13 protein-coding genes and 4 tRNA genes are annotated in these 13917 nt (G+C 47.5%); 6 read left to right on the forward strand and 11 right to left on the reverse strand.

All coding sequences use genetic code 11. The annotated features are described in order from the left end of the window. Positions 1–61: 61 nt before the first annotated feature. From AAG834_RS03085 to AAG834_RS03095, 3 genes are read left to right on the forward strand one after another with little or no spacing between them, the layout of a single operon-like run. Complete coding sequence (locus AAG834_RS03085; RefSeq protein WP_342031243.1) at positions 62–640, forward strand: hypothetical protein; 579 nt, start codon at positions 62–64, stop codon at positions 638–640. Positions 641–666: 26 nt separating this feature from the next. Beyond that, complete coding sequence (locus AAG834_RS03090) at positions 667–2145, forward strand: RNA ligase (protein WP_342031217.1); 1479 nt, start codon at positions 667–669, stop codon at positions 2143–2145. Between the two features lie 33 nt (positions 2146–2178). Beyond that, positions 2179–2796, forward strand: a complete 618-nt coding sequence (locus AAG834_RS03095; RefSeq protein WP_342031218.1) for a hypothetical protein — start codon at positions 2179–2181, stop codon at positions 2794–2796. A 182-nt stretch (positions 2797–2978) separates the two neighbouring features. On the opposite strand, the gene AAG834_RS03100 is transcribed toward AAG834_RS03095, so the two are convergent. Continuing rightward, positions 2979–3422 carry an RpiB/LacA/LacB family sugar-phosphate isomerase gene (locus AAG834_RS03100; RefSeq protein ID WP_342031219.1) on the reverse strand — a complete coding sequence of 148 codons (444 nt, stop codon included), beginning with the start codon at positions 3420–3422 and terminating at the stop codon, positions 2979–2981. Between the two features lie 111 nt (positions 3423–3533). Here AAG834_RS03100 and AAG834_RS03105 point away from each other — a divergent pair, with 111 nt between their 5' ends. Both AAG834_RS03105 and AAG834_RS03110 read left to right on the forward strand, forming a co-directional pair. After that, the gene (locus AAG834_RS03105; protein WP_342031220.1) at positions 3534–4208 is read left to right on the forward strand and encodes a phosphoesterase; all 675 of its coding nucleotides are present in this window, start codon (positions 3534–3536) and stop codon (positions 4206–4208) included. Between the two features lie 454 nt (positions 4209–4662). Then, a complete protein-coding gene (locus tag AAG834_RS03110) occupies positions 4663–5388 on the forward strand; it encodes a metal ABC transporter ATP-binding protein (protein WP_342031221.1) in 726 nt (241 codons plus the stop codon). Positions 5389–5519: 131 nt separating this feature from the next. Here AAG834_RS03110 and AAG834_RS03115 read toward each other — a convergent pair whose 3' ends face one another. From AAG834_RS03115 to AAG834_RS03160, 10 genes are all read right to left on the reverse strand, one after another. Further along, the gene (locus tag AAG834_RS03115) at positions 5520–6092 is read right to left on the reverse strand and encodes a 50S ribosomal protein L25/general stress protein Ctc (protein ID WP_342031222.1); all 573 of its coding nucleotides are present in this window, start codon (positions 6090–6092) and stop codon (positions 5520–5522) included. A gap of 66 nt (positions 6093–6158) precedes the next feature. Continuing rightward, positions 6159–7142 (reverse strand): ribose-phosphate pyrophosphokinase, encoded by a 984-nt coding sequence (locus tag AAG834_RS03120; RefSeq protein WP_045072760.1) that lies wholly within the window; start codon positions 7140–7142, stop codon positions 6159–6161. Between the two features lie 243 nt (positions 7143–7385). Then, a tRNA-Gln gene (locus AAG834_RS03125) sits at positions 7386–7461 on the reverse strand. An 11-nt stretch (positions 7462–7472) separates the two neighbouring features. Continuing rightward, a tRNA-Gln gene (locus AAG834_RS03130) sits at positions 7473–7548 on the reverse strand. 11 nt (positions 7549–7559) lie between these two features. Beyond that, positions 7560–7635, reverse strand: a tRNA-Gln gene (locus tag AAG834_RS03135). A 6-nt stretch (positions 7636–7641) separates the two neighbouring features. After that, positions 7642–8490 (reverse strand): 4-(cytidine 5'-diphospho)-2-C-methyl-D-erythritol kinase, encoded by an 849-nt coding sequence (gene ispE / locus AAG834_RS03140; RefSeq protein ID WP_342031223.1) that lies wholly within the window; start codon positions 8488–8490, stop codon positions 7642–7644. A gap of 14 nt (positions 8491–8504) precedes the next feature. Continuing rightward, complete coding sequence (lolB, locus tag AAG834_RS03145; protein ID WP_342031224.1) at positions 8505–9095, reverse strand: lipoprotein insertase outer membrane protein LolB; 591 nt, start codon at positions 9093–9095, stop codon at positions 8505–8507. A gap of 80 nt (positions 9096–9175) precedes the next feature. Next, a complete protein-coding gene (locus tag AAG834_RS03150; RefSeq protein WP_342031225.1) occupies positions 9176–11059 on the reverse strand; it encodes a tetratricopeptide repeat protein in 1884 nt (627 codons plus the stop codon). Between the two features lie 369 nt (positions 11060–11428). Then, positions 11429–12793 (reverse strand): sodium-dependent transporter, encoded by a 1365-nt coding sequence (locus AAG834_RS03155; RefSeq protein WP_342031226.1) that lies wholly within the window; start codon positions 12791–12793, stop codon positions 11429–11431. A 286-nt stretch (positions 12794–13079) separates the two neighbouring features. Further along, positions 13080–13156, reverse strand: a tRNA-Pro gene (locus AAG834_RS03160). Positions 13157–13564: 408 nt separating this feature from the next. Here AAG834_RS03160 and AAG834_RS03165 point away from each other — a divergent pair. Then, the gene (locus AAG834_RS03165; RefSeq protein WP_342031227.1) at positions 13565–13882 is read left to right on the forward strand and encodes a helix-turn-helix domain-containing protein; all 318 of its coding nucleotides are present in this window, start codon (positions 13565–13567) and stop codon (positions 13880–13882) included. Positions 13883–13917: the final 35 nt, after the last annotated feature.

Genomic DNA, 13917 nt, shown 5'->3' on the forward strand with positions numbered 1-13917 from the left:
TCTGAAAATAGGGTTGCAACGTTTTCAGACGACCTTACCGATAAAAGATTGAGTGGCAAACATGAATGCTGACGAACTTGCCCTGATTGAAACCTTTCCCACGACCTTGCGGCATGAAGCAGAAACGCTGATTTTACGGCAGCCCTACGGGAGCCGCTTGCCCGTCCGCCAAGGGGAAACCGTTGTTTCAGACGACCAGACAATCCGTCTCGTCAGCCGTCAATATGTTGTTTTTCATCCGACAGGGAACGAGGTTCGGCAACTGATGGCACACTGTCTGAATACCCGCCATCACGACGGTCATGTTCGCGAACGGTATTTCAAACAGCTGCTCGCCGCCGGACAGCCTGAGTTCGTCCTGCCTTTTGCCGCACAGTTGCTCGGCGAATACGTTTTGCCGATACAATTTGACGTTGCCGTATTTTTCGAAAACAACGCCGCTGCTCTGGCACGCTTCTTCGCTGACAACCCGCTTTATTGGCAAAAGCAGAAAGACCGTATCCGCAGCTATTGGCATTGTTATCACAGCCGCCGTTATCCCGATTGGCAAAGTTATCCCGTCCGTTTGTTGGCGGAAAAAATCGATAAGGAAATCGCCCGTATTGTTTTCAGACGACCTCCTACGACAAACCTCGTCTGAAAATCCAAATAAGGAAACCAAACACCATGCAAAAATTCATCTTAATCCGTGGACACCAAGGTTCGGGAAAATCGACTTTCGCCGAACAAAAAGCCGCCGAATTTAAAGCGAAGTACCGTGATGCCGAAATCGTCCATATTGAAAACGACTTGTTCATGACCGATGAAAACGGCGTGTACCGCTGGTCGGGCGAGGCGGTGGATAAGGCGCAGAAGCGCGGTAATGCCTTGATGACCGAAACCTTAAAAATCGGACGCCAAAATCCGAACCGCAATATTCTAATCATCCATTCCAACACCAACCAAAAGGCTTCGCGTTGCCGCCATTTGTTGGATCTGGCGAAAAAAAGCGGTTTTGAAACAGAAATCTACCGTATGCACAATTTCTATCCCAACCTGCACGGCGTGAAAGAGCATGATGTGTTGGCGGCGTATATCAAGCTGAACCAAAACCGTGTGGCAAACGAAATCCACGTTGAAGCCGTACAACCCGCCAGCGCGGAACAACTGGAAAAAATCAAGCAAATGCAGGCTTTCCAGCAGCAACCCTTGTCGTTTGACGAAGCGCAGCAAACCTTCGTCACCGAAAATTATCTGCAACACGGCAGCCGCAACTTTACCGCCAAAGCGTCCAAACGTTACCCCGAATTGCGCGTGTTGAAATACGCCCGCAGCGTGTTCTACGACAACCGCTTCGACGATGCGCTGCTGGAAATGCGCGGTTTGATTATCGACGCGCACAACCGCATCATCGTGCGTCCGTTTAAAAAAGTGTTCAATTATTCGGAACGTATTGCCAAAGGCAGCCGTTATCCGATCCGCATTAGCGACGAGCGATTGGTGGATGCGGTGGTAAAAGTAAACGGTTTCCTCGGCTGCTGCACTTTCGTCTCGCTTTCAGACGACCACCCGTCCCACGGCGCGGCGTTTGACGGCAAAGTGCTGTATTCGACCACCGGCTCGCTTGATAGCGCGTTTGCCGACATGACCGCCGCACACTGCGCGCAATACGAAACCCTGTTCCGCGCTTATCCGAATCACACTTTTTTGTTTGAAATCACAGACGCGAAAGATATCCACATCATCCGCGAAGAATTGGGTGAAACCCTAATCGGCTGCATCGACGTGGCGACAGGTCGTCAATTTTCTGAAGCGGAATTGGACGAAATCGGCAAACAATACGGCATCCGCCGCCCCGAAACGCTGAAAAACATTACGTTCGGCGAGCTGAAAGGTCGTCTGAAAAACGTGGAACACGAAGGCTTTATGGTATTTGATGCGCAAAACGGCGAAATGCTGTTCAAACTCAAATCGCCGTATTACTTGATTTCCAAGTTTCTGGGACGAAGCAACGAAGGCAACATCGGACGCAAGCTCGACAAACGCCACGTCGATGAAGAGTTTTACCCCTTAATCGACCACATCCACGAGCATCGCGAAACGTTCAACGCCATGCCTGAACTGGATAAGATTGCGTTTATTCAAGCATTTTTAAGACAACTGTAAGGTCGTCTGAAAACGCTAGACGCTTGTGATAATATGACGGCGGCGGATGCTTTGTTTCATCCGCCCCTCATTATTGCAAAAGGAAAAACGATGAAAAAAACCAATATTGTCAAAAAATTGATGCTTGCCGCCGTAATGCTCCCTCTGGCAGCACAGGCGGCGCAAGCTGCGGAGAAAGCGTCTTTCGGTGAACCGCCCAAAGACTTCAAAATCGGCTATCAAACCCAACAAAACGGCATGATCATGGTCGAGCTGGTACCGCAAAAACAGACCGTCGACAACTGGACACAAATGATCACCCTGCAATCCATGGCAGGCGCAAACCCGGGTGCAGAGGGATTCCGAAACAATATGGCAAACTTATGGCAGAATGCCTGCCCCAAAAGCAGCTTCAATCCCATAATTGAAGGCGAAGAAAACGGCTATTCCGGCGCCCTGTGGCAGCTTACCTGCGAACACAACCCGCAAACCGGCAAACCCGAATACACTTGGTTCAAGGCAATACAAGGCAATGACAGCCTGTATGTGAAACAATACGCCTTCCGCTACGCGCCGAACAAGAAAGAAATACACAACGCTTTGGATCAGCTGCGCAAATTTACCGTCTGCGACAACAGCGAACAACATCCTTGCAGCAAAAGCGGAAAATAAGCGTTTAAACGTTTTCAGACGACCTTGATGGCAGGGTACAACAAGGTCGTCTGTTTATAGCGGATTAAAATTGCAATGATACGGCGTTGCCAACGCCCTTATGTACTATCCGTACACGGCACCCGTTGCCGCCTTGTCTCATTTTTATTTTAATCCGCTATAAAACCAAAACAATAATGCGCTTACGCCCCGCGTTCGAATGCCTCGATTTCGCCAACCTTAGGCGCATAACTGCTGCTTGTGTCGTGGCGCAAATCCAACCAAATATCCACCAGCGCCCAAGCGGCAGGCGCGGCAATCACATTCTGCCCCATGCACAACACCTGCGCGTCGTAGTTTTCCACCGAGCCGCGGACGGTAAGCAAATCGTGCGCCGTCGCCGCCCGTATGCCGCGTACCTTATTGGCGGCAATCGCCGTACCCACGCCCGTACCGCAAATCAACAGCGCGCGGTCAGCACGTCCCGCCGCCACTTCCTGCGCCGCCGCAAACGAAAGCTGCGGATACGTTCCGTCCGACGAGGATAAATCAACCAAACTACCGACACGCGGATCGTTTTGCAAATGCGCTTTGAGCGCGTCTTTTAATAGTGCGCCGTTGGCAGGCGCGGCAATAACCAAACGCATACATACTCCTCAATCACATAATAAACAAACCCAGCATACGCCCGCTTGCAAGACAGTTCAAGCCGGACAGCCGCACCATAAACCGCATCGAAAAATCACAGGAAACGCAACATGAGCAAAATCTTTTTCACATCCGACCTACATTTTTCGCACAAAAACATTGCCAAATTCTGTCCGCAGTTCCGTCCGTTCGACAACATCGCCGACATGGACGAATACCTGATCGAAACATGGAACAACACCGTTTCCCCCGACGATGACGTATACAACTTGGGCGATTTATCTTTCGCCCACGACATCAAAAAAATCGCAGCCGTCCTATCGCGCCTCAACGGCAAGCACCACCTGATTTACGGCAACCACGACGACATCATCCGCCGCCACAACAAATACCTGTTTGAAACCATCAAACACGACGGTCATCCGCTGCTGTCATCCGCCCGAACCTACCGTAAACTCAAATTGGACGAGATAGACAACACACTGATTCTGTTCCACTACCCGATTAACGAATGGGACGGCTGCCACAGAGGCTGGTATCACCTGTACGGCCATTTGCACGACCGCCTAGCAGAAATCCCCGGCCGCGCCTTAAACGTCGGCTTCGACCTGCACGGCCGTTTCCTCACCCCGCAAGACATCGACAGCTTCCTCAGCCCGCTGCCGAAAATCTCATATTTCGGAGAAAACCCGACCGTTCCGTCCCAAGTAGAGGCTGCCAAGGATTTCGTAGCACACCAGTTGCGTTCACTCAACAATAAAGTCAATCAGAAGGCGCAAAAATAAAAATCAAACTGATGCGGGTAGCCATGTTCAAACACGGATAGTGTGACCCCATCCAATATCAAAAAGGTCGTCTGAAAAACATTTTCAGACGACCCCAAGCGTCAAACAAACCATGCCGCCTCCTTTTCAATCTTGTATTGTCAAAAACAAATTTACAGTCAGAATGTTATACAGTATCATCTCAAAACTCATTTACTTTCTTTCAGACGACCTATCCCTCTCTTAGAGCAGACCGATAATTCGGTAGCGCATTACTTTAGTTTCATAGCAAAATCAAAATTTGTTATATGCCGCCGATGTTCTTATCTGCTTGCGCCAACTCATCACCTTAAGGTCGTCTGAATGCTTTACGACTTATGAATTCCATTCTCTTAACCGGCCTATTCCAACGGCTGCTGATTGCCCTTCTTGCAATTGCAGCATTATGGGCAATATATTTTTGGGCAGTCGCATCATGAGCATCAAGGTAGAAAATCTGACGGTCAGCTACCAACGCCGCCCTGCCATCCACCATATCGATATTACTTTTGAAGACCACAGCATGTGGGCAATTTTCGGTCCCAACGGTGCGGGAAAATCCACGCTGCTCAAAGCCATTATGGGACTTCAAAACATCGATACGGGCAAAGTGTCCCTTGAAGGATTGCAACGTAAAGATATCGCCTATCTGCCCCAGCAGTCGGACATTGACCGCAGCCAGCCCATGACTGTCTTTGAGCTTGCCGCGATGGGTTTATGGTACGAAATAGGCTTTTTTGGCCGCGTGAACGCCCAACAACACCAACGGGTGATGGCTGCATTGGAGCGCGTCGGCGTTCAGGATCTTGCCGACCGTCAAATCGCCCACCTTTCCAACGGGCAATTCCAGCGCGTCCTATTTGCGCGGATGCTGGCTCAAAACGCTAACTTCTTGCTCTTGGACGAACCTTTTAACGCGGTAGATGCCCGGACAACTTACGCATTGCTAGACGTATTAAAACAATGCCATGAAGAAGGTCAAGCCATCATCGCCGTTTTGCATGATTACGAACAAGTCCGAACCTATTTCCCCCATACCATTTTGATTGCACGGGAAAAAGTTGCTGCTGGCGCAACTAACGCCGTACTGAGCGACTTGCATTTAAGCCAAGCCAACGCATTGATGCAAAGGCAAGAATCAGCAGATTGGTGCGAGGTATAACAAAAAAGCATTGCAACTCTCTATTGCAATGCTTTTTTTATTGAAGTTCAATCAAAAACTACCTTGCGACAACAAAACAAAAACTGCACTATCACTAGTGCAGTTTTTTCAAATCATCCTTGAAACGATGATTAGCGTTTTTTACCGGTAACGGTAGCAACAGCCAGGTTTTCGTTACGTTTCAGAGAAACGCTTTCTACACCTTCAGGCAATTGGATGTCAGACAAGTGCAAGATGTCGCCGGCGACAACTTTAGCGCAATCCAGATCCAAGTATGCAGGGATATTGGCAGGTAAAGCAACCACTTCAATAGTAGTGTTCAACAGAGATACGCGACCGCCTTGCAGTTTAACGGCTTGAGAGCTTTCAGCGTTAACAATGTGCAGAGGAACGCGGATGCGTACAGGTTGGTCAGCTTTAACAGCTTGGAAGTCGATATGTTGAACTTCGCGACGGAACGGGTGCATTTGGAAATCGCGGACGATAACGTCTTTGGTTTCACCGTTCAGAGACAGTTTGATCAGTGCAGTGTGGAAAGATTCTTTTTCCAATGCGTAGAATACGGTTTTGTGATCCACAGCAATTGCAACGGGCTCTTGACCTTCACCGTACAAAATGCCGGGGATTTGGCCTTCGCGACGCAGGCGGCGGCTCGCACCAGTGCCTTGTGCTTCACGAACAGAGGCTTGAATTTCATAAGTCATGTTAAATACTCCAAATTAAATAAAACTACCGTCATCGGCCGCGACCAGCTTAAGACGGCTTCGGGGTTATGGCAGCAACATGCTGCCTGTCATCACTTCTTCATTGAAAAGATATGAGACGGATTCTTCATTGCTGATGCGGCGGACCGTTTCAGCCAAAAGGCCGGCAATCGTCACTTGACGGATACGGTCGCATTGTTTGGCCGCTTCAGACAAAGGGATGGTGTCGGTAACGACAACTTGGTCGATTTCAGACGAGGCAATACGGCTGACTGCCTCTCCGGAGAATACGGCGTGGCTGGCATATGCCAAGACACGCTCCGCTCCGCGCTCTTTCAAAGCGACGGCGGCTTTACACAGAGTATTCGCGGTATCAATCATGTCATCTACAATCAGACAGGTACGACCTTGGATGTCACCGATGATGTTCATAACTTCAGCCACATTGGCTTTCGGGCGACGTTTGTCGATAATCGCCAAATCGGCATTTAATGATTTGGCCACAGCGCGGGCGCGGACTACGCCGCCAATATCCGGGCTGACTACGGTCAAGTTTTCAATCCGCTGCTGTTTGATGTCATTCAACAGAATAGGAGTGGCATAGATGTTGTCGACAGGGATATCAAAGAAACCCTGAATTTGGTCGGCATGCAAATCAACAGTCAAAACACGGTCGATACCTGCGGAATACAACATATTTGCCACCAGTTTGGCGGAAATCGGAACGCGCACAGAACGCGGGCGGCGATCTTGGCGGGCATAGCCGAAATAAGGGATTGCTGCAGTAATACGACCGGCAGAAGCGCGTTTTAGCGCATCAGCCATCGTCAGGATTTCCATCAGGTTGTCGTTGGTTGGAGCGCAAGTAGGCTGCAGAATGAAAACATCACGACCACGAACGTTTTCCATTAATTCGATGGCGATTTCGCCGTCTGAGAATTTGGATACGGAGGCTTCGCCTAACGAAATATCCAAGTGTTTGACAACACGTTGTGCCAATTCCGGATTTGCATTACCGGTAAATACCATCAAACTGTCGTATGCAGCCATATCTTCACCTGATTTTATGTTTAACTTCCGCTCAGAAAACGTCATGCTTCCCTCTGCCTATGTCCAAGACATTACGGGCGTTATTATACGCACAATGAACGGCATAGTGAATTAAATTTGTAGCGTTACATCGCTGCTTTGCTCTATCCCAATCCAAATTTATCACTATCAAACAAAGCTTTTCAGCGTTATCACTGATTTTCAACATAAAAGAGCGTGTAAGGAAACTTACACGCTCTTATTTGGCTGGGGAGGAAGGATTCGAACCTTCGCATGCTGGAATCAAAATCCAGTGTCTTAACCGCTTGACGACTCCCCAATAAAGGGTGCTGGCTGGGGAGGAAGGATTCGAACCTTCGCATGCTGGAATCAAAATCCAGTGTCTTAACCGCTTGACGACTCCCCAACAAAGGGATTTGGCTGGGGAGGAAGGATTCGAACCTTCGCATGCTGGAATCAAAATCCAGTGTCTTAACCGCTTGACGACTCCCCAACTTTATCAAATCATTTGAAACAAAGGATGAGAGTCTAAACCTTCAACACAATATGCTTCATATGATTGTAAAACTTGTTGGTATATATTGTTTGCTTCTTGCTGACTATCCGTAGAGAGGTATATACATGCTCCAGACCCTGTCATTAATGTAGGACCATATTTAGATAATTCACAATAAGCTTTCCAAACTTCAGGATACTCCTGAAAAACAACAGCCTGCATATCATTCCTGAATGGCTGCAAAGATTGGAAAGTCGGCATTATGCTTGGTTTGGAATTTCGTGTCAAGTTCTCATGCGAGAAAATTTTAGCCGTAGAAACATGTACCGACGGTTTGACTATCACATACCATTGTTTAGGAATTTCTATTTTGACTAATTGTTCACCGATTCCTCGTGCAAAAGCACTTTGCCCAAAAACAAAAAACGGCACATCCGCACCCAAACCGACCGCCAAATCAATCAACTCCTGCCTTGTCAGCCGACATTGCCACCATTGATTTAATACGGTTAACACGGTTGCCGCATCGGAGCTACCTCCGCCCAATCCTCCCCCTGTCGGAATCTTTTTCTCCAACCAGATTTCCACACCACGACAGGAACCGGTATGTTGCTGCAAAGAAAGTGCGGCACGATAAGCCAAATCTTGTTCGCAGGGAATACCTTCGGTGGGATTATGCAGAATAATCTTTTTATCGTCTCGTGGTTTCAGGCAGACGGTATCATACAGCCCGATAAGGCAGAAAATACTTTCTAAATTATGGTATCCGTCATCCCTTCTGCCCGTAATACGCAAATCGAGATTCAACTTAGCAGGCGCGGGAAAGGCTTGAGCGTCGGCAGGAATATCCATATCAAGCTCTTTTTTTATTTTTTAAGGCGGGCTGCACATTGAGTCTGATCGCTGGCAGCAGGTTCGTGGTTGACTTCGTCAAATACCAGGCGGACATTTAATTTAGCATTTTCCAATTGAAGGATTTTCGGCTTGCCTTCGCTATTGGTGCTACGTGTAATAGTCCAATCAAATTGTTCCAAACGGCCATCAGGCAACAATCGATATGGTGCATTGGCAACGCGTTTGCCATCCGCCCAAATATGCAGATATTGAACAGGCAACTCATAGCCCAAAAGTTTGTTGCTGAGCTCTTCTGCTGTTTCTGCCTGATAGACTCGACCTTTACTGTCTACAGCCAATACGCCTTGATTGTCTTGACATAACTGTCCGACCGTACTGCCCAAAGGCGTATTGACGCTAATGGTTTGGACTTGATTTTGATAGGACCAGTCAAAATTGGCGTAAGAGCCTTTTTCTTCGACTTTTACTGCCAATCTTCCGTCTGCAGTAAAATCATTGACATTCTCTGCCGGCTTCCAATCATTTTGTTGAGACAAATTAGGATGCACACAAGCGGCAAGCAAAGTCAGTGTTGCAATAGATACAATGGTTTGTAATTTCATAAATACTCCCAAAAGGTCGTCTGAAAACTGTCTATCATCCCAGCTTCTTCCAAAGCCTTGTTTTCAGACGACCCCTTTCATTATTTCGTTTTTACGGAACGTCCCGATTGGGCTTTTTTCGCTGGTTTAGGAGCCGCTTCCACGCCAAAACGCTTCATGGTTTCCCGCAATATTTTCATATCACCTTCACCCTTCAGGCTGTCCGTCCATATTTTTTTGGCTTTTTCCTGATCTCCAGATGCCCACAATGCTTCGCCCAAGTGTGCAGCAACTTCTGCATCAGGATATTTTTCAAACGCATATTGCAAATAAGGCAATGCGGTTTGCACATCATCTTTCAGGAAATACGCCCAGCCCAAACTGTCGTTGATGGCAGGGTTTTCCGGTTCGATTTGATAAGCAGCCTGAATCAATTTGAAGGCTTCGTCTAAATGCTCCTTGGTCGGAGAAAGCAAAATATAGCCTAAAGCATTCAAACCGTTGGCGTTATCCGGTGCCAATTCGACTACACGGCGCAAATCGGCAATGGCTTTGCCCTGATCGCCCATACGGTCATAAATCATAGCGCGTTGGTACAAAGCATCAGGCAACTGCTCCGCTGCATCCGGCTGTCGGCTGATTTTGGGCAACATTTTATTCAGTTCGGACAAAGCCTCTTGCAAATTATCGTGTTTGGACAAAGCAAACAGGGTAACCCGTTGCAATTCCTTACTGCCGAAATAACGCCCCTCCTGCTCGGGCAGGCTTTGCGCCCTACGCGCTTCCGCTAAGGCTGCCTTACCGTTTCCTTGTTCGGCTTCTAATGAGGCACTAAAAACTGCTTTATCAAAAACATAACTGGGGGCAACCACTTTGGCGAGCCATTGTTTGGCTTTGGGATAGTCCTTAACATCGGCATAAGCCATCGCACCAATCAGAGCGGCACGGCTTTGCTGCTCGCTTGTTCCGATGTTATACGCTTTATCTAAATAATTGATGATTGTCGAAATATCGTCTTTGCGATTGTTTGCCAACAACGCCGCCTGAATATACAGGTCTGGATTCGGATTGTTTTCCAACAGCGTACGCAGGCGCGCATAGGCTTTGTCGTTTTGCTTATTGGAAATCAGATTAACGATTTCCAACTCCTGCCATACGGGCGAAAGATTGCGCGTATCGGTTTGATCGAAGAAACCATTTAATATCTCGGGACTGCGTTGCGCCATCAGCCGCAAAGTCAGTAAAGTCGGCGGCAGCATCTCTGCATCAAGCCCTGCCAAACGTTGCAATGCCGCAATGGCATGCTTCTTTTTACCGCCTTGCGCGCTGAAAATCACATCGGCAATCGCAGCCTCGGGCAAATCTTTATATTTCAAAGCTTCTTTGTGAACTTGTGACGAAGCTTTCTCTGCCAACCCCGGCTGCTGGATTGCCGCTTGAGCCAACAGCAGGAAAATACGCTGATTCTGTTCTTCGCTGGCATTGGCCAAAATATCATCCAAACCATTCAAGGTCTTATCGCCCTGCCCCAGCAAGATATTGCGCAGCCAGGTCATACGTTTTTGCGCATTACCCGGAACAGGTTCGATTTCACGCCATTTTTGATAAATCATCTCTGCCTGCTGGAACGCATTAAGCGAAACCGCCATTTCCAAAGCACGCTCCGCCACCTCCGGCGATTTGGTATTGTTCAACATCATCATGTATGTTGCCAACGCCGTACCGGCATCACCTTTTTGCAGCAGTATTTCGCCGCTCAACAAGGTAAATATCTGATTTGCACGGTTTTGTATATTCACTCGGCGGGCTTGCTCGGCCTTGAATTCGTCAGGCGTAAAGCGGTTTCTCTTTTGAATAATCTGTTTCACGTCTTTAGGTGTTTTCACCTCGACGGCATTATCCTGTCTGGCGGCGGAAACTTGCACCGCAAACAACATCATGACCGCAGCGGCAATGGTGCGGGCGCGGGTTGGGGACAGCAACATAACAATCCTTTGTGTACAAAAAAGCCGCATCAGAATTCATACGGCCATAATCAAACGTAACTTTATCACAAGCAGCCAACTTTGTAGATTTAAGCAACCGTAAACCTAATGTAATAATCCTCCGTTTCAGACGACCCCTTCTTCTAAGTTTCTCTATACAGACTGGTCTTTTCAACCACGCAAACACCACTTTTCATGTATGCATACATAATACACTTACCCCTTTACAGATATCTGAACGCAAAAAAAATCGCGCTCGATGCAGTTTAAAATAAAAAAAAGCCGGGCTCTGTTATTTACAGAACCCGGCTTTTATAACTACGCCGAGAATTTTGGCAGTTTCAAATTTTCAGACGACCTTATATGCCATTACAACAGGTTGCTGACGAAAATCAGCAAAATCACCAACGGCACAAGGTATTTTACATAGGCAAACCAAATATTGACCGTCGTATGGTTGCCTTTATAAAGCAATTCGTCCTTCGCTTCGTCCTTCATCACGAAACCGACAAACAGCGCGGAACCGAGAGCGGTCAGCATAAACAAGATGTTGCCGCTGATGTAGTCAAAAGCATCGAAAATATTTTTGCCGAACACGGAAACGTCTTTCCACGGGCCATAGCTCAAAATGGACGGAATGTTGCCGAAGATGAAGATGGCAGCCAATACAATCGTAATCGCGGCGGTACGGCGGATTTTGGTTTTCTCCTGAATCGTCGTAATCAATACTTCATAAATCGTCAGCGAAGTTGTCAGCGCGGCAATCAGGAGCAACGAGAAGAAAATCACGGCGAACACAGGTCCAGCCCACATATTCGAGAACACAATCGGCAAACTTTGGAATACCAAAGTCGGACCGGAATTGGGGGCGACGCCGAAGCTGAAAAGTGACGGGAAAATCATAAAGCCCGCAAGTACAGCGATGATAGTATTGGTAATTGCCGTAATGACTGCGGTTTGAACCAGATTTTCGTTTTTATCCAGATAGCTGGACAAGGTAATCATCACGCCGAAACCCAAGCTCAGGGCGAAAAATACTTGTCCCAAAACGAAGACGAAAAGTTTGGCGGTAATCTTGCTGAAGTCAGGCTTCAGATAGAAAGTAATCCCTTCCATCGCGCCCGGCAGGGTAACGTTGCGCACGACCATGGCAATCAGGAATAAAAACAGCAGCGGCATCAGGTATTTCGCCGCTTTTTCAATGCCGCCGATGACGCCTTTGACCAAAATCCATTGGTTCACAACAACAAACAAGAAAGTGTAGAACGCAATTTCCCAAGGGCTGTTTTCGATATGTTCAGTGAAAAAGTTTTTCGTTATTTCGCCGCTGACAGGGCTGGAAATATTCAGATTTCCACCAATAATATTAACGATATAGCTGATCACCCAGCCGCCGAGTACCATGTAATACGCCATGATGCCAAACGCACCAATCAAGCCCATCCAGCCGACCAGTTTCCAAATTTTGGCGACAGGTTTGCCGTTCATCGAGCCGCCGAACGCATCCAGCGCGTTCACACCTTTGCGCCGTCCGATGACGTTTTCCACCAAAATCATCGGAATACCGATAACAAACATGGCGATACAGAATAAAAACACATACGCGCCGCCGCCGTTTTCACCGACCAAATACGGGAAACGCCACGTCGCGCCGAAACCGACAGTCGCGCCGGCAACGGTAAGGATATAAGTCAAACGGTTGGACCAAGTTTGACGGGATTGGTTGGAAGACATAAAACACCATCTGCCTTATTGAGAAAACTTGGAATTATACGCGAACGGATTAACGGTTCTTAACTGAATATCAAAAAGCAGTATAGTGGATATATCTAGTAAATTTGTATTTTTCAGAGGATAACCATGAATATGAAGGTCGTCTGAAAATAAAACAGGGGATATAGCTGGATACACCGGCAATCCATTGTCATTTTCTACCTTGTTAAAATTGCAGTGTCCATACTCGAATCTACGATATGAAAAAACCTGCTTTGATCATGAAATCAAAGCAGGTTTTGATATTTGGTCGGAATGAGAGGATTCGAACCTCCGACCCCTTCGTCCCGAACGAAGTGCGCTACCGGGCTGCGCTACATTCCGAATGAGCAGGCATTATAGAGGAATTTTCGGCAGGATGCACGGATTTTGTTCACAATCTAAAATAAAAATAGATGAATTGCCTTCAATCTGCCCCTGTTTTCAATTAACATAACCTATCTTTAAAATTTATTTTATAAATAATCCTCAGACTTGATTTGAATCAAAGCTCCAAATTGAGTTTCATTTATAATCGCCGACATTGGAACTGAGACGACATTTCTCAAAGTCCTCAAGATTTTCTGATCAGTAGATGATACATCTGCTTTGATTTAATACTCTCTATCTCTTTCCTCTTGATGTGTGTGTGTTTGGGTGTGGCTGTTGCCACCCCTTTTTTTTGGCTTTTATGTGAAGTAAAATCCGTAACAGCAAATTCTTAACTTTAACCATTTATCCGGAAACAAAATCATGAGCAATAAATTGACTCCGCCTGCCGAACTGCCTAATGAACAGGATTTACGGGCGGTATTGGCGTACAACATGCGGCTTTTCCGCGTGAATAAGGGTTGGTCTCAGGAAGAGTTGGCGCGGCAATGCGGTTTGGACAGGACTTATGTATCGGCTGTGGAGCGCAAACGCTGGAACATTGCGTTGTCGAATATTGAAAAGATGGCGACGGCTTTGGGCGTGGCGGCGTATCAGTTGCTGCTGCCGCCGCAGGAGCTGCTAAACCTGATGACCAATCCCTCTGATGCCCAACAGAGGTCGTCTGAAAACGATATTTGACCGCCGAATCATCCACCTCCCCTCTCCCCATAACT

It is taken from the genome of Neisseria sp. Marseille-Q2251, assembly GCF_940793045.1.
GTDB lineage: Bacteria > Pseudomonadota > Gammaproteobacteria > Burkholderiales > Neisseriaceae > Neisseria.